Origin of the sequence: Ornithinibacillus bavariensis, from assembly GCF_050433565.1 — a bacterium.
Taxonomy (GTDB): domain Bacteria; phylum Bacillota; class Bacilli; order Bacillales; family Amphibacillaceae; genus Ornithinibacillus; species Ornithinibacillus bavariensis.
Map to the genome: position 1 here is coordinate 485,285 of NZ_JBNPWZ010000001.1, position 19,544 is coordinate 504,828.

Below are 19,544 nucleotides of genomic sequence, written 5' to 3' on the forward strand. Positions count from 1 at the left end.
GAAGCCCCCTAATAGACTAAAAATCGGAAAACAAGGCGAATCAGTCTAATAGAAGCGTTCTAATAGACTAAAAATCGGAGAACAAGTTAAATAAGTCTAATAAAAGTCATCTAATACAGAAAAACACGGGGAGCACGACTGAAGAGTAGACATTACGAACTACAGACATTTGCCGGTTGCTACAATTTTTGGTCTTGGAATATAAATACATGAGCCTGTTTTGTAACTATGTCAGATTACTAAAAATGCTCATTAACATTCAAAAATGATATACTTTGCTTAAAAGATCCTTTAAGAAAAGGAGCATGAATATGAACAGTCCTCACAAGTTACTTAGTAACCTTAAAGCGTTGGAGGGACCATTTCCGAAATTTGATTATACCAATGTTCCGGAAAGTCCTCATAAGCTTTTTCAAGAATGGTTTCAGATTGCAATAAAAAATGGAGTACATGAACCACATTCCATGACACTTTCTACCATCAATCGTTTTGGGAATCCTGATGCGCGAGTACTCATTCTAAAAGATATGGATGAAGAAGGGTGGTACTTTGCATCTGGCATTAATAGTGCAAAGGGACAGCAATTAAAGGAGAATCCAAATGTTACATTAACTTTTTATTGGTCCTTGATCGGCAGGCAAGTTCGAATACGTGGTACTGCATCGGAGGTAGGAAAAGAGCAAAGTGCTAAAGACTTTTTAGGAAGAGGAGAAACTGCACGAGCCATAGCTCTAATTGGTAAGCAAAGTGAAGTGATGCCTAGCAATGCTGATTTTGAGCGATCTTTTCTAGAGAATTATCAGCTTGTCGAAAATAATCCTAATTTAGTAGACCCTAATTGGTGTCTATATCAGGTAACTGCATGTGAGGTGGAATTTTGGCAGGGGGACATAGACAGAAAACATATACGCGTTCTGTATCGAAAGGAAAATAATAATTGGGTCAAAGAACTTCTTTGGCCATAGTCACTAATAAATAGATGATTTGGTAGGATGAGGTACTCTTCATCAAGAAACAAACTAACCACCAATCAGGAAAAGAAATTGATAATCCTGTAATAGGTAAGCTTTGGTATGAAATACCAGATGGTTTATCAATTCTATTTTAGAAAAGACAACAGATAAGATTTTAAAATCCTAAATTAAAGGCTACACCTCATCATAAGAAAAATGGATTCCATTTTTATAAAAAAACCGCATGAAGCTAAGTGATAACCAATTTGATTTCATACGGTTTTTTATTAGTTCTGCAGTTAGCTCTATATTTCTATACCTACTTCTCAGTTGAAAATATGTTTGATATCGCCACCTCAATATCTGTGGTGGGCTGTCTACAGGCGAAATTTTCACAAACATAGATAGTAGTTTTTTCATCTAACTTTTTGTAATCAGTAGCAAATTCTGCAATTTTAGCAAACTGCTCAGGGTTTTCAGCAACCAAAAGTGATATATCTGGTGTAAACTTTTCCTGAATTAATTTTACGACTTCCATGCGAGAATAATCGTTTTCAACAAGAGCTACTACTTCTTTTGTCGGGTTTTCCGTAAGTAATAAACTTTGGAGGAAGAATGCTCCAGCTGAAGGCTGTCGATTAATATCCTCAAAAAATGTATAGTACATTTCCTCTAATTTATCTAAGTAACTCATTTCACCAGTTGTATATCCCAACTGTGCAAGTACTACAGCTGCAACACTATTTCCAGAGGGGATGGCACCGTCATAGATTTCCTTATCATTGGAGATTAGCTTCTCGTTATCTGCACCACTAAAGAAGAATCCTCCATTCTTTTCATCCCAGAATAAACGAATCATTTCATTAACAAGATGTTTACCCTTTACTAGAAAATCTAAAGAAAAAGTAGCATTATAAAGCTCTAAATACGCCCAACTTAGGTAGGCATAATCATCTAAATAGGCTTTATATTTTGTATCACCTTCACGATATCTCGCCATTATCCTACCTTCTTGAATAAGCCTAGACTCTATAAACTGGATAGCTTTTTTGGCAGATTGTAAATAGCTTTCCTCTTGAAAAACGATGCTAGCCTTGGCTAATGCAGCAACCATCATCGCGTTCCAGGAGGTTAGGATTTTATCATCCACATGAGGATAAATTCTTTCTTCACGTGCCTTCAATAATTTTTCTCTTGCTATTTCAAGCCGTTCCAATAATTCATCCATGGAAAGCTCAAACTCCTCGGCAATAAGTTCAAGCTTCACACCAATTAAATGAGGAATATTTTTTCCTTCAAAATTTCCATAAGGAGTAATACCGTATGCTGTCGAAAAAATCTCCCCTAAGTCCTCATCAAGGATGTCATAAATTTCTTCATTCTCCCAAACATAATATTTTCCTTCCACACCTTCTGAGTCGGCATCGATAGCAGAATAAAAGGCTCCTTCTTTACTGGTCATTTCCCGTTCAACAAATTCTATGATTTGTTTAGCAATTTGCTTATAGAATGGATTTTTTGTGAGCTGATAGCTCTCTGTATAGACCATCAGCAATAGGGCATTGTCATAAAGCATTTTCTCAAAATGCGGAACAAGCCACTTTTCATCGGTTGAATATCGAGCAAAACCAAATCCTACATGGTCATAGATTCCACCTGTAGCCATTTTCTGGAGAGTCCTTTCAACCATTTCTAGAGCAGCAGGTTTGCCAGTGAAATGATAATAACGAAGCAAAAACATTAAATTTTGTGGCTGTGGAAATTTCGGTGCCTCCCAAAAACCACCATATGTATGGTCAAATCCTCTTCCTAATTGTTGGTATGCGTGATCTGTTGTTTCCTTTGTTAAACGGCTTTTGCTTTTTTCTCTAGTGGATTGATCTAATGCTTGTTTAACACTTTGGGTAACTTCGGAAATATGATCTGGATCGGTGGTGTATTTTTGATGTAATTGTTCCAACGCTTCCAGTAATCCAGGTCTTCCATATTTACTTTCTTTCGGAAAATAGGTTCCAGCATAAAACGGTACCTTCTCTGGTGTCATAAATATGGTTAATGGCCATCCACCATGTCCTGTCATCATTTGACACACTTTCATGTATATCGAGTCGATATCAGGGCGTTCTTCACGGTCAACCTTAATAGCAATATAATGGTCGTTTAGAAGCTTAGCGACTTCTTCATCCTCAAAGGATTCATGGGCCATAACGTGGCACCAATGGCAAGTGGAATAGCCAATAGAAAGGAAGATTGGTTTATTCTCTTGTTGTGCCTTTTCAAATGCTTCTTCTCCCCATGGATACCAATTAACTGGATTATGTGCATGTTGAAGTAGGTAGGGGGATTTTTCATTGATTAAATTGTTGTGTCTATGTTTATGACTCATAAGGGCACCATCTTTCCAAAATGTAATTCACCTATTTTACTTTACCACAACTATCCAAATATATGAGGCGATACCATTTTATGTAGTGGAGAACAGAAAAGTTTCTCCTGTTAACTGCCCTTAAATAGTTCTGTTTTATGAATCTTCCTGATCTTGATAATGCAAATCTTTTTTATAGTAATAAGGCCGTATAGTTAGATTACATCGAACACCATTTCTCTGTTTTTAAATATACTGCTAGTCAGTGAGTGAATATCTTGACCTGGGAGTGAAAGGGAAGCATATTTCCGAAGGGTTTTACATTGTAACTTTTTAATTATATGGGTTATTAACTTGTAGCCTCTACACATTTTTACATGACATATAATGTTTCAATTCCATTTCCCTTAATGTTGTAGGGTATTTAGCAAAATGTTATAAGCTTCCATAGCCTCTTGGAAGGCTTCTGTTACTCGAGTTTTATCGACAGTTGTTTCGAATTCTATATTTACTCCAGTAAATAGTTCTCCAAACATCTCAACCTTTTTCATGAATGATTGAACCACTTCTAATTGTCCAATCTTAGGATCCATATATGTATACACCCGAAAAGAATGTGCATTTGCACAGAACTTTTCAAATAAGTCAGCACGTTCCTTATTCTGCTTATTAGCTTTACCTTTCAAATTCTGCATGCTTGTGATCGTGTTTTTTCCCTGTTCTACAATAAGTTCAGCTACATTAGTAGTGTCCATAAAGTTTGGAGCCTTCTTTCTTTAATACTTATGTTGACATTATATCATAGCTGAATCTTAGTATTATCCGTTTTGCCTATAAGCATTATCTCAATAATAAAAAGGTGTCCGCAACATAGGTTACGGACACCAACTAATTTATGCAGTTTGTTCATTCAAGCTATTTTCATTCTTAAATTGTTTCTTATGTTTCCAAACAAAGTAGATTGTTGTAATAATAATGGAACCAGCAATATATGCGAATAATATTCCTGCATTATGCCACATGAATCCATAATCCCCATTTGAGATGACAGCTTTAAATCCTTGTACGGAATACGTCATCGGTAATAATGGGTTAAACCATTGTACGGCTTTCGGAATAACCTCAAGTGGGAATGTACCAGCACTACTAGTTAATTGCAAAATTAAGATGATGATGGCAACAAATCGACCTGGATTATTACCTAATGTTACTAAGAATTGAATTAATGTTATAAATGTTAGGCTTGTAATTATGGTAAATAGGACAAATAATGGTACACTTTGAACCTCTATATCTAACCCATATAGAATGATAATGTCTGTAAGGATGGCTTGAATAATTCCTACTAACGCCATAACACCGAATTTACTCATAAACCAACTTATTCCGTTGTTAGGAATACCTGCAGTATCATTTAGTGGGAAGATAATTGTTAATAGTAATGCACCGACAAATAGACCTAATGAAATGAAGTATGGTGCAAAACCAGTACCATAATTCGGCACTTTATTAGCATGGTGGATATCTAGTTCCACTGGGCTAGCCATCATGTCATACGTATCTTGATCAGCATCGATAGAGCTAATTTGATCAGCTGCATCACCGAGTTTAGAATGTAATTCATCTGTTCCTTTTTGCAGTTCATTCGTTCCATCTGAAAGCTGTACAGACCCTTCTGCTAGCTTGGCTGAACCGTCAGAGAACTGTGTGGCTCCATCATTTAATTGACTCATGCCAGTCGCTAATTGGTTCGTACCATCATCAAGTTTGTTGGCGCCTGCTTTTGCTTCACCTAGCTTTTTAGTGAATAACTCCATATTAGAAGCGAATGTTTCTTGCCCGGTACCTATTTTTTGTGCACCGGCATATAAACGATTTAGTCCGGTATTTAATTGTTCTGCCCCGCTTTGAACTTTTTCCTGGCCATTATTAACTGCATGAAGACCACTTGAAAGTTTGTTGAAAACAGGATTAACAGCATCGGCAATTTGTTTTTCCATAGAAGTTGCCGCTAATTGCTTCGTTAATTCTTCTTGGTAATAATCAAAGCCGGCATCAATTTCTGATACGGTTTGCTGTATTCCATTATTGATTCCTGCTTCAAAGCTTGGTCGCAGTGATTGATATAAATTTTGTTGTAAAACTTCTTGGGAAGGAGCGTCTTTGGTTAGGGCAGCTAATATTGCATCCTTGTCCTCAACTCCATAATCAGTTAGAAGTTTTTCTAAGGTATTGATTTGCTGTTGTTGACTTTCAACCATGCTCTCTGAAATTTTACTTGCTGTGTTTTGTGCTAAGCCTTCAGTCAATTGAGGCGCGAGTTTGTCAGTTAGTCCAGAATCGATCGATGCATTTAATTGGTTAATGCCTTTGCTCATACCACCGGAAGAACCAGTTAATTGACTACTAAAGCTTTGAGCCAACTGTTTTGGTAGTTGTTTTTGAAATTCCTTTAAACCAGCTTGCACTTCTTTTGTACCATTTACGAGTAGTGGCATATTTTGATTCAATGCTTCAGTTCCATTCTTTGCCTCTGCAATTCCAGAGATAAGTGTTTTGGAACCGGACTGCAAATCCTTAGAACCATTTAATAATTGTCCACTAGCGTCTGTCAATTGGCCTAATCCTGCTGCTAATTCTCCAGAGCCATCATGTAATGCATCAACACCGGATTGAGCGGTTTGAATACCATCCTGAAACTCGATAGACTTCGATGCTAGGACCTCTAAATTACTTTTTAATTCATTAGCACCGTCCTTCAAATCACTAGCCCCTGAATCTAATTTTCCTGAACCATCACTAGCAGCCTGTAAGCCATCCTTCATTTCGAATACCTTTGAAAATAAGGTTTCTGCATATGTTTTTGATACTTCTGTTGCCATTGTTGTTTGGATTTTGCTGATAGCAGTTTCACCAATTTGACTAGCTAGAAAATTATAGCTGTCATTCGAAATGTATTGTAGTTGAAGCTTTTTAGGATTTTTATCTAATAATGTTGTTGCATTTTCGGAAAAGTCTTTAGGAATTTTAATCACCATATAATAGGTTAAGTCATCGAGCCCTTGCATGGCTTCCTTTTCAGAAATTATATGAAAGTCAAAGGCATCACTATCCTCTAAATTCCTAACCAAATTTTTACCTAGTTGTAATTTTACACCTTCTAATGTTGCTCCTTCATCACTATTGACGACTGCAACTGGTAGTTCATCCATTTTCGCGTATGGATCAAGGAAGGACCATAAGAACATACCAGCATAAATTAATGGAACCATTAGAATTGCAATGATTGGGATTAACAATTTCTTATTTTTAGCAATTCGTTGCAACTCTTTACCAAGTAATTTAAAACCATTCATGTATCAAAACTCCTTTGTTGAATTAATGACCATTTTGGTATTTCGGTCATTGACGTGAAAAATAATAGGACTATCAGTTACGTTGATAATCCTGTTCGATCCCGCAAAAATATTAGGATACTGCTAATCCTTTGAAAATATACAAATTCATTAAATCAGCAATTTCTTCTTTTGAAAGGGAAGGATTATTTTTTTCCCAATCAAAGATTAATGCAACATACATTTTCAAAATGATATAGGCTGTGATTTTTGGGTCACATGGGTGAATAAATCCTTTGTTAATTGCTTCTTGGATAATGTGACTGATATAGTTCACAATTGCATCCTCAAAGTATTTTAACGCTTCAACAACTTCAGGCGTGCCAAATTTGCCTTCTTCAAAAAGCTTTATGGCTAGCTGATGTTCCATCCGGTACTCAAGCATTTTGTAGATGGCGCGATGAACAAACTTGTGAAAAGAAATGTTTTTATCGTATGTCTCTTCTGCGGCTGTTTTCATTTCCTTTATTAATTCTTCCATGATAAATTGAAGGAGCTCTTCTTTATTTTTGAAGAATGTATAAATCGTTCCTTTACCAACATTAGCTAATTTAGCGATTTGATCCATCGTTGTTGCCTTGTAGCCAAATAAGGAAAAGGATTTTTCTGCAGCCTCTACAATATTCCTTCTTCGATCGATTTCCACCTTCTCACCACCTCTGATTGACCAAATGAACATTTCAGTCATTTCGTACAGAATATAGATTACAATTAATAAAACAGGAAGTCAAGTTTTTACCAATGAAAAATTATAAATCCTTCAGCCTCTCCTTTGCCTGTATATCTCCTTTCAATGCAGCTTTTTGATACCAATACTTTGCTCTTTTTCTATCGATTACAGTCCCAATCCCATTTTCATAACAAAGTCCAAGATTAAATTCACCATAAGAATCGCCACGCTCTGCAGCCAGCTTATACCAGGAGATCGCTTCTTCTCCATGTCCATTTTCTACAGCTTCATGCCCTAAGCGATTTGCAGCAAAAACGTCACCAGCCAGTGCAGATTTCTTAAACCAGTTGTATGCTTCTTCCTTATTTTCTATTGTTCCGACACCATTGCTATGCATATATCCAAGTGTATACATAGCCTCTGGTACCCCTTTATTAGCAGCCTGTGTAAAAAGCTCAAGTGCCTTCCTTTCATTCTTTTCTACATATTCCCCTCGCAAATACATATCCGCATAATTATTTAATGCATCAGCATGACCTAGTTCGGCAGCACGTTTATAGCAATTAAATGCTTTTTGCATACTCTGCTCCACTATCGTTCCATCATAATATATATTTCCCAGCCAATATAACGCATCAGCGTTTCCTACCTCAGCTGACAGTCGTAACCAATCAAATCCCCATTCTGCACGATGAACACTTTTATAGAAGAGGCCTAATTCAACTTGCGCCTTACTATTTCCATTTACTGCCTCCTGATAGAGAGATGCAGCTTCTGACATTTCATCCTTATCCATGAATATCTCGATTGCATCAGCGGAAGGATTAATATACGCTGATAAAATAGTACTTAGGTCACGAAGTATAATAAATTTGTAATCTTCCTGAAAGATTGAAACTTTGCTTAGTTGGGTATAAAGAATATATAAATCATCAGGAAGTGTACTTTTTGCAGCTGAGCATTCGGATAATAGAAGTGCAAGGTCTTGTAAAAAGTATTCACTGGATTGGATATTCTTAAGCAAATTTGCTGCCTTTGTATAACCCTTTTTCTCTAATTCAATTACCAAATAATCAAATTTCAATTGCCATACATCCTTATGTAGCTTTTTTTAGAGTATCTCATAATTTAAGAACGGATGCACCTTTATCAATTTGAAATGAAATTTTTATCGAAATTACCAATTTTTAACTAATGTTAAAAACATCAATCGTTGCAATACTAGTTACTAGAGCGATTACATAAAGATGATTCGTTATTTTAATACATTTTGGAAGAGTTTCACTTCTTTAAAATCCCTTTACGTCCATTAAAAATTCCCTTAAAATGGTTCCATTAGCTTCATTAGAGTTTTCAGTTTATTTACGGAATTTAAACAACAGGAGGCAGATCATGAAATCAAACGATAAGGATGCTATTCTGAAAACCATTCCGCAAAAAGGTTTTTTTGGTCATCCAAAAGGTTTATCTACATTATTCTTTACTGAATTTTGGGAACGTTTCTCATACTATGGAATGCGAGCAATCTTACTGTTCTATATGTATTATGAAGTTTCTAAAGGCGGACTTGGTATTGATCAAACAACTGCGAACTCCATCATGGCGATTTATGGTTCGCTTGTATATATGTCTGGTATTATTGGTGGTTGGATTGCTGACCGTATATTGGGAACAGCAAGGACCGTTTTCTATGGTGGAGTACTCATTATGCTTGGTCATGTGATCCTGGCATTACCACTAGGAGCACCAGCCTTATTCGCTTCCATGGCGTTTATTATCATCGGAACAGGATTACTAAAACCTAATGTTGGTGGTATGGTGGGTGATCTGTACAGTAAAACAGATCCTCGTCGTGATTCTGGTTTCAGTATCTATTATATGGGTATAAATATGGGGGCTTTTATCTCTCCATATATTGTTGGAACACTTGGTGAGGAAGTAAACTTCCACTTAGGATTTGGTTTCGCAGCAGTTGGTATGTTTATTGGTTTAGTTGTGTATGTAATCACTCGAAAAAAATACCTAGGACTTGCAGGCTCCTATGTGCCAAACCCACTAAAAAGAGAAGAAAAAGGCCGCATGGCAACCATTATTATCCTAGCGTTACTTGTTCTAGGAATAATTGGCTGGATAGGAGTTTCTGGTGGATGGCTAACGGTAGATCGTGTCATTTTCTTTATTAGTATTCTTGGGGTAATCATCCCAGCCGTTTATTTTATCTTTATGTTTCGTAGTCCTAAGACAACGAAAGATGAAAAGTCTCGTTTATTAGCGTATATCCCGCTATTCGTTGCAGCTATGATGTTCTGGGCTATCCAAGAGCAAGGCTCAACCATTCTAGCAACATATGCGAATGAGCGTACAAACTTGAATTTCATGGGAATAGAACTCCATGCTTCTTGGTTCCAATCACTTAATCCTTTGTTTATTATTATCTTTGCTCCAATTTTTGCGGGATTATGGACAAAACTTGGCGATAAACAACCAACAGTTTCACAGAAGTTTTCATTTGGATTAATCTTTGCTGGCTTATCCTTTATAGTGATGATGTTCCCTGCATACTTCAATGGAACAGAATCCTTAGTAAGTCCACTATGGTTAGTGCTTAGTTTCTTCTTGGTTGTTATGGGCGAATTGCTCTTATCACCAGTTGGTCTATCTGCATCAACTAAACTAGCACCAGCAGCATTTGCTGCACAGATGATGAGCTTATGGAACCTATCGAATTCATCTGCACAAGCAATCAATGCACAGGTGGTACGCTTTTATACAGCAGATACCGAAGTAATGTACTTTGGAGTTATAGGTGGTATTGCAATTGTATTGGGTATCATTTTATTTATGTTCTCTCCGAAATTGAAAGAGTTCATGAAAGGTATAAAATAATAGTAAGAAGATATGCTGGCCTTAATACCCTGTCATGGTGTAAGGTCAGCTTTTTATGCCCTTTTAAGCTACTGCTTTTGCTCATCCAAAGTCTTAATAAAACTGGTCATAGACTGTGGCTATCTATACTTTAAATTAGGATGAAGAGTAGAGGAAAAAGAGTTAGCACAAGCTATTAGGGAAATAAATGTATAAAAAATAATGGATACATATGATAAAGTAAGTATATAGAGTTAGAAACGAACTAGGAGAGATAACATGGAACCTGTAACTCGCTTCCAAAAAGACTATCATATCGATTTAAGGGATGTTGATTTTAAAAAGGAATTAAAGTTAAGTACACTATTTGGTTTCTTTCAGGATGTAGCGAATCTTGCTTCTGATAATCTTGGGGTAGGGTTTGAGGCACTTGATAAAAATTATGGAGTGGCATTTGTCCTAATGCGAATTAGGGTAGAGGTGATTCGGATTCCTATATTAGATGAAGAGATAGAAATAGTAACCTGGCCACTCGAGCCTGGAAAGCTTGAATTCGAACGTGATTTTATTGTTAAAGACAAAGATGGTAATATTATTGTTCGGGCAACGTCAGTTTGGGTACTAATGGATTTGAGAAAACGTAGATTAAAGCGAAGTGATTCGATTGATCTCGTCTATCCGGAAATAATAACTGAGAGAGCAATCGAAGGTTCTTTAGATAAACTAAGAGCTGGAGAAAACCTAGAAACTACCTATCATAAGACAATTGGATATAGTGATATAGACTTTAATGGTCATTTAAATAACTCAAGGTATGTAGATTATATCATGGATTGCTTTTCTATTGAACAGCACCGTAACTATCGAATACATACAATAGAGGTAAACTATTTAAATGAGGCATTACCAGGTGATACGATAATCCTTAATAAGGACTTATCCAATCTTAATGATAATACTGTAATTGTCGAAGGGATTCGAAGCGAAAATGAAAAAATGGTCTTTCGCTCACAGGTGAAAATAATAAAAAAACAGGGATGAGAAGAGCTATTACTCATCCCTGTTTTTTTATTAGCAACACGTGGGTAGTTGTCTATAGATAGGTTTATTTCTCCTTACACTAAAGATCTAGCAGGAACCTAGCTCAATTAATAAGTGAGTGATAAATACAATTATGTATTTAGATGATATCTTTTTCCGCTAAGTTCCCGGATTCTCCTATATATTCTGAGGGTCCCTTTGCCATTCGAGATCGACATTGAAAAACCTTCTTAAGGAGAAGAGCTTATACCAGCACTTGTTTTGAAAATATATTTCAAGATATTTATTAATTTTGGAAATGGAATTTATAGTAATTTTCTATGTAAAACCAAAATAGAACTGTTTAATCCACATGTAATGAGGGATTACTTCTAACTAACTGAAATTTTATTTCAAAAAAACAGATTGACTATCGGAATATAATTTAATATACTTAGGTTGTGATTTGAAAGGGTTTACAAATTAAGGTGCTTTTAAGCTACTAGATTACTAGAATTCGGATAGATAGAAAAAAATGGGTTCTGTAATCCAAAAACAAACTAGGTGAAAGCAGAAAGGGGAAAAACAATGAAAAAGAAATTAGGTTTCTTAGCCTTATTACTTGTTATTACGATGCTTGTTGTTTCAGCATGTGGAAGCAAGGATGAAGGTAAATCAAAGGATTCTAAGAATGCTTCAGGAGATGAACAAATCGAATTAGAATTCTGGACAATGCAGTTACAGCCAACGTTCACAGATTATATTAACGGTATTATTAAGGACTTTGAGGGAGAAAATCCAAATATTAAAATTAAATGGTTGGATGTTCCGGCAGCAGATTTAAGTAAGAAAATTCTATCTGCAGTTACAACGAACACAGCTCCAGATGTTGTAAACCTAAACCCAACATTTGCATCTCAGCTAGCTGAACTTGATGCACTAGTTAATATGGATGAAGCAGTATCTGATGAAGACAAGGCTTTATATGTAAAAGGTGCTTGGGAAGCAAACAATATCAATGGTACAACCTTTGCGATTCCTTGGTATCTATCAACTTCTGTAACATTAAATAATAAAGCAATATTCGAAGAAGCAGGATTAGACCCAGAAAAACCAGCAACTACTTATGAGGAAGCTGCTGAGTATGCAAAAATCATTAAAGAAAAAACTGGTAAGTATGGATATTTCCCATCAATGGATCTATCTTTAGTACTTCAACATATGGTAATGATGGGTGCAGATTTAACAAATGAAGATGGAACAAAAGCTGCATTTAATTCACCTGAAGGTCTATATGCATTTGAATATTTCACAAAACTATATCAAGATGGTTTAATTCCTAGAGAAGCTTTAACTGGAGACCAACGTTCTACAATTGATATGTATCAAGCAGGTCAAGTAGCGTTCTTTGACGGTTCTCAATTTATTGTACAAGTTAAAGAAAATGCTCCAGATCTATACGCAAACACAATTCCTTCACAAGCAATTACAGGTAAATCTGGTAAGAAAACAATGTCAGTACAAAACGTTGTAGTTCCAAAGCAAACAAAACATCAGGAAGCAGCAGTTAAATTTGCTTTATTCCTAACTAATGGAGAGAACCAATTAGAATTCTCGAAACTAACACCAATTCTACCATCTAACGTAGAAGCTCTAGCTGATCCATACTTCACAGAAGCTGGTGACGATGCAGAACCAACGGATTTAGTTCGAATTGTATCTGCATCACAATTAGATAGTGCTGAGCTATTAGTTCCTCCAATGAAAAACTATGATGAACTAAGACAAGCAATGTACGACGCTATTTCAGCTTCTATGCTTGGAGAAATGACTCCACAAGAGGCACTTGACCAAGCAGAACAAGAATGGAATGACATTTTAGCAAAATAATGAAGACGAGGGGGGATTACCCCTCTCTCTTATTATTAGGTTGTATTTTATTAAGATGGTTTTAAAATGGAATTTTACTAGAAATAATAATAAACCTCAAATAGAGAATGGGGTGTGAAACCTTGAGAACGAATAAGCTAACACCATATTTATTTTTACTTCCCGGATGTATCATTCTTGGGGCTTTTATTTTTTATCCAATGTTGCAAGCGATCTGGATGAGTTTCACCGATTACAATATGGTTACCGATCCATCGTTTGTGAAATTAGATAACTATAAGGATCTTTTCCAGGATGATTTATTCTGGAAAACCTTAAAGAATACCTTAATTTACTTAATTGGTGTTGTACCTGCTCTTGTTGTATTACCGATATTTTTAGCAGTATTAGTAAACCAGAAATTAAAAGGGATTGGCTTTTTCCGAAGTGCCTATTATATTCCAGTTGTGACCTCATTAGTTGTTGCAGGAATTGCATGGGACTGGGTATATAAAGAGAATGGACTTTTGAATTATGTTCTTGATTTGTTGAATATTATCTCTGAACCAATTCCATGGTTAACCCAAACACAGACTGCATTATTTGCGGTCATGCTTGTGACCGTTTGGAAGGGTTTAGGTTATTATATGATCATTTATTTAGCAGGACTTCAATCAATTCCAGAATCCTTATATGAAGCTGCTGATATTGATGGCGCGAACTGGTGGCAAAAGATGACTCGTGTAACGATACCAATGCTTATGCCTTTTGTTTTAATTGTTACAATTATGTCATCAATTGCAGCAATGAAGGTGTTTGAAGAGATTTATATCATGACAGGTGGGGGACCACTTCATAGCTCGGAAACTTTAGTATTTTACATCTACACCCAAGCATTCGACCGCCTAAATATGGGTTATGCTAGTGCTGCTGGTGTAATTCTATTCTTATTAACTTTAGTATTCTCACTCATTAACTTAAAAGTAATGGGTAAGGACAACTCAGAATAAGGGGGAATCGAAATGGCTAAGCAAAAGAAATTATCTTCTAATCGACAAATAGTGAAAAAGATATCCTCATATATTCTATTAATCGCTATCACCTTATTTATGATTGGACCTTTCCTATGGTTACTTTCAACATCGTTAAAAGCTGGTAGTGAGAATATCTTTCAATATCCACCAAAGCTATTACCAGAACACCCTACATTATCAAATTTTTCAAAGGTAATGGAAGTATTCCCATTTTGGAGATATTTGTTTAATAGTGTTGTGGTATCTGTATTAACAGTTGTCTTAAACGTGCTTTTTTGTTCACTGGCGGCTTATCCGCTTGCTCGAATGAACTTTAAAGGGAAAAATATAATTTTTATACTAATTATCACGACGATGATGATACCTTTCCAATTATTAATGATTCCAGTTTATATTATTTCATTAAAGCTTGGACTACAAAATACGTATTTAGGGATGGTTTTACCACATGTCACGACCGCATTTGGTGTATTCTTAATGCGCCAGGCATTTATGACTGTACCGAAGTCGCTTGACGAGTCTGCGAGAATGGATGGGGCAAATAGTTTTCAAATATGGCTCCGGGTCTTAATGCCGCTTGTGAAACCAGCAATGGTAACACTAACCATCTTTACGTTTGTGTCAGCATGGGGAGATTTCCTATGGCCATTGATTATCGTCAATGAACAGGAAATGTTTACATTACCACTTGGTCTGAACATGCTTTCTGGAACGTTCACATCTGACTGGCGTTTAATTGCAGCTGGTGCGATTATTTCGATGATTCCTATTATCACGATATTCCTATTACTACAACGACACTTTATTGGTGGGGCAATGAGCGGTGCAGTAAAGGAATAGGCAGGAGGAATGACGATGAAGCTTGGCTTAGAGGTCTTTTTGGAGAAACATACAGAAGCATATGTTGGTAAGAAAATCGGAGTATTAACAAACCTAACAGGTGTAAATAAAAAACTAGAAGCAACCATTGACTTATTTCATCACCATCCTAATCTAACTCTTTCTGCATTATTTGGGCCTGAGCATGGACTAAGAGGGGAAGTGCAGGAAGGAAAGCTTATTGATTCGAGTGTTGATTCCTACACAGGAGTGCCAATTTATAGCTTATATAATAAAGATAAAAAGCCTAATCTCGAAATGCTTGAGAATGTTGATGTTGTATTTTGTGACCTGCAGGATATTGGTACACGTTATTATACGTTTATCTATACGTTAGCAAATATGATGCAAATGTGCGGTATCGCTGGAAAGAAAGTTGTCGTATTAGACCGACCTAATCCGATTAATGGTATAACCGTTGAAGGCAATATCGTAGAAAGTTCCTTTACTTCCTTTGTTGGGCAATTCCCGATACCAGTACGGCATGGGATGACAATAGGTGAATTAGCAACTTTTTTCCAGCATGAATTTTCCATGGATTGTGAACTAGAGGTAATTCCGATGGAGGGCTGGTCAAGAGAGATGTACTTTGACCAAACGGATTTATTCTGGGTTTCACCAACCCCAAATACAACAACGATGGATATGTGTGTCTTGTATCCAGGAACTTGCCTAGTTGAAGGAACTAATCTCTCAGAGGGAAGAGGTACCACAAAGCCTTTCGAAGTTATTGGAGCACCATTTATTGATGGACGAAAATTAGCAGACGAAATGAATGCTTTACAGCTTGAAGGAGTATTATTTCGGCCAACAGTTTTTAAACCTATGTACCAAAAGCATGAAGGAGTAGTGTGTGAAGGAGTTCAGCTCCATGTCTCAGATCGTGATAAGCTACGAGCTTTTGAGGTGGGTGTCTTATTATTGGAGACGATCTATCGTCTTTATCCAAATGACATTACATTTATACAATCTGGGGAAGAGGAACGGTACTTTTTAGATTTGTTAGCAGGAACTGACCAATTACGGAAGCAGATTACAAAAGGGAAAACAAACGCATTTTTAAATCAACTACCTCAAGCTATAAAACAGTTTGAAGAAAAACGAATAAAATATTTACTATACACAGCTAAAGATGATGCATGAGGGAGTGGATCGTGTGGCAGGAAAATTAGATACGATGACTGTGGAAGAGCTGCTAGCAGAAATGAATGCGACTGATCAAACAGTACCATCCGTTGTAGAGAAAGCTATTCCACAAATAAAGCCAGTAATCGAATCGTGTATAAGGGCAATCCAAAATGGTGGAAAAATAATTTATATGGGTGCAGGAACAAGTGGACGACTGGGAGTTCTAGATGCATCAGAATGTCCACCGACTTTTGGTGTGAGTCCAGATTTATTTACGGCACTAATTGCGGGAGGCGAGCGTGCAATTCGTCAAGCCGTTGAAAATGCAGAAGATGATGAAGAACAAGGTGCGAAGGAGTTAGCGGAAATTGCAACAAGCAATGATGTACTTATTGGAATTGCAGCTAGTGGAAGAACTCCTTATGTTATTGGTGGAATTAATAAAGCAAAGGAGTTAGGGATTCCTACAGCTGGAATTGTTTGTAGAGATAGCTCTCCAATTGCTGCTATTGTAGATAACCCAATTGAATTAATAGTGGGAGAAGAGTTCATCCTTGGCTCTACTAGATTAAAATCAGGTACAGCACAGAAGCTTGTGTTAAATATGATCTCGTCAATCACTATGATTAAACTTGGAAAGGTTTATGATAATTATATGGTTGATGTGCAGGCTTCCAATATTAAATTAAGAGAGCGGACAATACAAATCATTTGTGACATTGCAAAGGTGGATGAAGAATCAGCAAAAAACTCATTGCTAGCTTGTAATTATCGATTAAAAGCAGCTGTACTAGTTAGTAAATTTCACGTTTCTGCAATGGAAGCATTTGAAATTCTTAAGGATTATGACGATAATCTAAGAGAATCGATTGAATATTTAGAAACAAAAGATGCTGTTTAAGGTGATGATAGGATGAATTATGTTATTGGTATAGATGGTGGAGGTACCAAAACACAAGTCATGTTGGCTGATCAACATGGTAATATCTTGACCAATGAACAATATGGTTCGACAAATCCGAATACTGTTTCAAAGCAGTATTTACGGGAATTATTTCAGCAAATGTTTCAGGATATTCAAGAAAAAATTCCTAATAGTCTGGAACAGGTGAACTCTGTTTTTGCGGGAATATCTGGTGCAGGTAGTGCCGATTCCGCCTTCTATTTAAGAGAATTAATAGAAGGCTCCTTTTCAAATGCTCCGATAGTTAGGGTTGAGCCAGATGCCCTTAATGCACTATATTCTGGAACCTTTGGAGGACCGGGAATTGTCCAAATATGTGGAACTGGCTCCATTACATATGGAATTAATCAACATCAGGTGCAGGATCGTGTCGGTGGATGGGGCTACCTTCTTGGTGATGAAGGTAGTGGATATGATCTGGGCAGAAAAGGAATAATGGCAGCACTCCAATATGAAGATGGGCGTGGACCTAAGACAATACTTCTAGATTTACTCCATGAACATTTTGGTGCCAAGACGGGAAGACAGCTTATTGACAAGGTTTATCAGTCTGAAAGTCCAAAGCTGACAATTTCTCCAGTCTCTCCGTTAGTATTTCAAGCGTTTGAGCAAGGGGATCAGGTGGCAGCAACTATTTTACATCAGGTCGCGGACGAGATTTATCATAGTCTGAAAACATTAGCTGATAGATTATTTTCAACAGAGGATTCGATTCCTATTATTCTATGTGGTGGACTATTTCAAAATAGCTCGATTTTATCGAATCTATTAGTGGAAAAATGTCAACGGAATTTTTCTTTCTTGTTACCTGATGTACCACCTGTTGTTGGATCATTAGCAGGAGCTATTCAAGGTGAGCTAACAAGTGATGTTATTGCAAGGTTAAAATACACATCGAAATAATATAGAAACATGATAGGAGGTGAAGTCAATATGGCAAATCTAAAAGGTGGATTGATTATTATGAAGGAAATGATTGACAGTCTGCCAAATTCTGAGCAAAAGATAGCTGCATTTATTTTACAGCAGCCGGAAGATGCGATTCTACTAACTGCACAAGCTCTTGGTAAAAAAAGTGGAACAAGTGGTGCAACTGTTATTCGTCTTTGTAAATCCCTAGGATTCAATGGTTTTCAGGAGCTGAAACTACGTGTTGCAGGTGACCTACAGGAACGAAATATGACGGATTATCGTGATATCGAGCCAAATGAAGATTATATGAAAATCATTGAAAAAGTAACAGCCAATACGATGCAAACGATAAATGAAACCGTTAAGATGATGAATATTGAACGGCTAAAAGAGGCTGTTCATACATTAATTCAAGCAGAGTCCATCATTTTTATTGGTTTTGGCGCATCATTTATTACAGCAAAGGATGCAGAGCAAAAGTTCCTCCGGATTAATAAGCATGTCCATGCTTTTTCAGATCTCCATATGGCTTCAACCGCTATCGCTAATAAAGGAACAAAAGATGTTGTTGTTGGTATATCATTCTCGGGGAATACGGTAGAAGTTGCAAAATTATTGGAGCTGTCGAAGAAGCGAGGAGTTAAAACAATAAGTATTACGAAATATGGTAACTCCTTATTGACAAGCTATGCAGATATTAATCTCTTTACATCAACAGCAAAAGAGGCTGTCATTCGAAGTGGTGCAACATCGTCACGGATAGCACAGCTACATTTAATTGATATATTATTTATGTGTGTAGCTTCAGAGGAGTATGAAAAAACGGTGGAACACCTTGATTCAACCCTGGAAGCAGTTACCTTTTTTAAAAATCAGATGGTCGCAAAGAAATAAATATTCAAAAGAAAACTACTTGATAACGAGTAGTTTTTTGCTTCTAATGCTATAAAGTTCTCACTTGTTTGGAATGTAAGTGTGATAAGATTATTGTCTAAAATAATGTGAGGATTTTATTTATCCTTGTGACAGGTTATAAAGAACTAATGGCTGAAGCGTCAAAAAGGATCAGTTTTATGGTAGTGACTCTCAATAGTTAGAGTTTTAATTAGACAACCGATTGGCTGGTTTGAGTTCGGTACTGCACTGGACTTAAACCAGCCAATTTTCTTCTGCTACGTTCGTTATTGTAGCAGTAAATATAGTTTTCGACTCTTTGTTTAGGTTACATTGTGATTTGTATTAAAAAATAACATGATTGGCACTAGGGAAGCCCAGTTTATATGAGGCTGGGACAAAAGAATTTATTTGAAAATAAAAATCGAACAATTCATATAGTTACAGCGTAAACCCGCTTCGGAAATATACTTCGCTTTCCGCGGGCGGCTGGTGAGCCTCCTCGTGCTACGCACTCCGGGGTCTCACCGTAGCCTCTCCTCCCGCAGGAGTCTACGTATATTTCCGAAGCTAATTTGGCCATTGTTCGTTTTTAA

Annotated in this window: 15 protein-coding genes and 1 pseudogene; 10 read left to right on the plus strand and 6 right to left on the minus strand. The window is 36.6% G+C overall.

Going from position 1 to position 19,544, the window contains the following annotated elements; translation table 11 throughout:
• Window positions 1–311: 311 nt before the first annotated feature.
• Complete coding sequence (locus HNR27_RS02190) at window positions 312–965, plus strand: pyridoxine/pyridoxamine 5'-phosphate oxidase (RefSeq protein ID WP_429338592.1); 654 nt, start codon at window positions 312–314, stop codon at window positions 963–965.
• Window positions 966–1,272: 307 nt separating this feature from the next.
• Here the strand turns inward: HNR27_RS02190 and HNR27_RS02195 are convergent, their stop codons facing one another.
• The 5 genes from HNR27_RS02195 to HNR27_RS02215 form a co-directional block, all read right to left on the minus strand.
• Window positions 1,273–3,339 (minus strand): thioredoxin domain-containing protein, encoded by a 2,067-nt coding sequence (locus tag HNR27_RS02195; protein WP_429338593.1) that lies wholly within the window; start codon window positions 3,337–3,339, stop codon window positions 1,273–1,275.
• Window positions 3,340–3,725: 386 nt separating this feature from the next.
• A complete protein-coding gene (locus HNR27_RS02200) occupies window positions 3,726–4,073 on the minus strand; it encodes a hypothetical protein (RefSeq protein WP_429338594.1) in 348 nt (115 codons plus the stop codon).
• A 138-nt stretch (window positions 4,074–4,211) separates the two neighbouring features.
• Window positions 4,212–6,674: a YhgE/Pip family protein gene (locus HNR27_RS02205; RefSeq protein ID WP_429338595.1), complete on the minus strand. Its 2,463-nt coding sequence runs from the start codon at window positions 6,672–6,674 to the stop codon at window positions 4,212–4,214.
• Window positions 6,675–6,786: 112 nt separating this feature from the next.
• Window positions 6,787–7,359: a TetR/AcrR family transcriptional regulator gene (locus tag HNR27_RS02210; RefSeq protein ID WP_244853365.1), complete on the minus strand. Its 573-nt coding sequence runs from the start codon at window positions 7,357–7,359 to the stop codon at window positions 6,787–6,789.
• Between the two features lie 103 nt (window positions 7,360–7,462).
• A complete protein-coding gene (locus HNR27_RS02215; RefSeq protein ID WP_429338596.1) occupies window positions 7,463–8,467 on the minus strand; it encodes a tetratricopeptide repeat protein in 1,005 nt (334 codons plus the stop codon).
• A gap of 308 nt (window positions 8,468–8,775) precedes the next feature.
• Here HNR27_RS02215 and HNR27_RS02220 point away from each other — a divergent pair, with 308 nt between their 5' ends.
• The 9 genes from HNR27_RS02220 (at window position 8,776) to HNR27_RS02260 (ending at window position 18,948) form a co-directional block, all read left to right on the plus strand.
• Entirely contained in the window at window positions 8,776–10,269 is a 1,494-nt protein-coding gene (locus HNR27_RS02220) for a peptide MFS transporter (protein WP_429338597.1), read from the plus strand.
• A 258-nt stretch (window positions 10,270–10,527) separates the two neighbouring features.
• The gene (locus tag HNR27_RS02225; RefSeq protein ID WP_429338598.1) at window positions 10,528–11,289 is read left to right on the plus strand and encodes an acyl-[acyl-carrier-protein] thioesterase; all 762 of its coding nucleotides are present in this window, start codon (window positions 10,528–10,530) and stop codon (window positions 11,287–11,289) included.
• A gap of 567 nt (window positions 11,290–11,856) precedes the next feature.
• Window positions 11,857–13,158, plus strand: a complete 1,302-nt coding sequence (locus tag HNR27_RS02230) for an ABC transporter substrate-binding protein (protein WP_429338599.1) — start codon at window positions 11,857–11,859, stop codon at window positions 13,156–13,158.
• Window positions 13,159–13,280: 122 nt separating this feature from the next.
• Window positions 13,281–14,147 carry a carbohydrate ABC transporter permease gene (locus HNR27_RS02235; RefSeq protein ID WP_212919961.1) on the plus strand — a complete coding sequence of 289 codons (867 nt, stop codon included), beginning with the start codon at window positions 13,281–13,283 and terminating at the stop codon, window positions 14,145–14,147.
• A gap of 12 nt (window positions 14,148–14,159) precedes the next feature.
• A complete protein-coding gene (locus HNR27_RS02240) occupies window positions 14,160–15,011 on the plus strand; it encodes a carbohydrate ABC transporter permease (RefSeq protein WP_212919960.1) in 852 nt (283 codons plus the stop codon).
• Between the two features lie 15 nt (window positions 15,012–15,026).
• On the plus strand, window positions 15,027–16,193 hold the full coding sequence (locus tag HNR27_RS02245; protein WP_429338600.1) for an exo-beta-N-acetylmuramidase NamZ family protein: 1,167 nt from the start codon (window positions 15,027–15,029) through the stop codon (window positions 16,191–16,193).
• A gap of 13 nt (window positions 16,194–16,206) precedes the next feature.
• Window positions 16,207–17,079 (plus strand): N-acetylmuramic acid 6-phosphate etherase, encoded by an 873-nt coding sequence (gene murQ, locus HNR27_RS02250; protein ID WP_244853363.1) that lies wholly within the window; start codon window positions 16,207–16,209, stop codon window positions 17,077–17,079.
• Window positions 17,080–17,091: 12 nt separating this feature from the next.
• Complete coding sequence (locus HNR27_RS02255; protein WP_429338601.1) at window positions 17,092–18,045, plus strand: N-acetylglucosamine kinase; 954 nt, start codon at window positions 17,092–17,094, stop codon at window positions 18,043–18,045.
• A 30-nt stretch (window positions 18,046–18,075) separates the two neighbouring features.
• The gene (locus tag HNR27_RS02260; protein WP_429338602.1) at window positions 18,076–18,948 is read left to right on the plus strand and encodes a MurR/RpiR family transcriptional regulator; all 873 of its coding nucleotides are present in this window, start codon (window positions 18,076–18,078) and stop codon (window positions 18,946–18,948) included.
• A gap of 211 nt (window positions 18,949–19,159) precedes the next feature.
• On the opposite strand, the pseudogene HNR27_RS02265 reads toward HNR27_RS02260, so the two are convergent.
• Window positions 19,160–19,273 (minus strand): annotated as a pseudogene (locus HNR27_RS02265) (IS3 family transposase); the annotation flags it as partial.
• Between the last annotated feature and the right edge of the window lie 271 nt (window positions 19,274–19,544).

Bases quoted from the DNA above. Each gene is read 5' to 3' on its own strand.
- HNR27_RS02190 (WP_429338592.1), top strand. From the start codon at position 312: ATGAACAGTCCTCACAAGTTACTTAGTAACCTTAAAGCGTTGGAGGGA.
- HNR27_RS02195 (WP_429338593.1), bottom strand. From the start codon at position 3,339: ATGAGTCATAAACATAGACACAACAATTTAATCAATGAAAAATCCCCC.
- HNR27_RS02200 (WP_429338594.1), bottom strand. From the start codon at position 4,073: ATGGACACTACTAATGTAGCTGAACTTATTGTAGAACAGGGAAAAAAC.
- HNR27_RS02205 (WP_429338595.1), bottom strand. From the start codon at position 6,674: ATGAATGGTTTTAAATTACTTGGTAAAGAGTTGCAACGAATTGCTAAA.
- HNR27_RS02220 (WP_429338597.1), top strand. From the start codon at position 8,776: ATGAAATCAAACGATAAGGATGCTATTCTGAAAACCATTCCGCAAAAA.
- HNR27_RS02225 (WP_429338598.1), top strand. From the start codon at position 10,528: ATGGAACCTGTAACTCGCTTCCAAAAAGACTATCATATCGATTTAAGG.
- HNR27_RS02230 (WP_429338599.1), top strand. From the start codon at position 11,857: ATGAAAAAGAAATTAGGTTTCTTAGCCTTATTACTTGTTATTACGATG.
- HNR27_RS02240 (WP_212919960.1), top strand. From the start codon at position 14,160: ATGGCTAAGCAAAAGAAATTATCTTCTAATCGACAAATAGTGAAAAAG.
- HNR27_RS02245 (WP_429338600.1), top strand. From the start codon at position 15,027: ATGAAGCTTGGCTTAGAGGTCTTTTTGGAGAAACATACAGAAGCATAT.
- HNR27_RS02255 (WP_429338601.1), top strand. From the start codon at position 17,092: ATGAATTATGTTATTGGTATAGATGGTGGAGGTACCAAAACACAAGTC.
- HNR27_RS02260 (WP_429338602.1), top strand. From the start codon at position 18,076: ATGGCAAATCTAAAAGGTGGATTGATTATTATGAAGGAAATGATTGAC.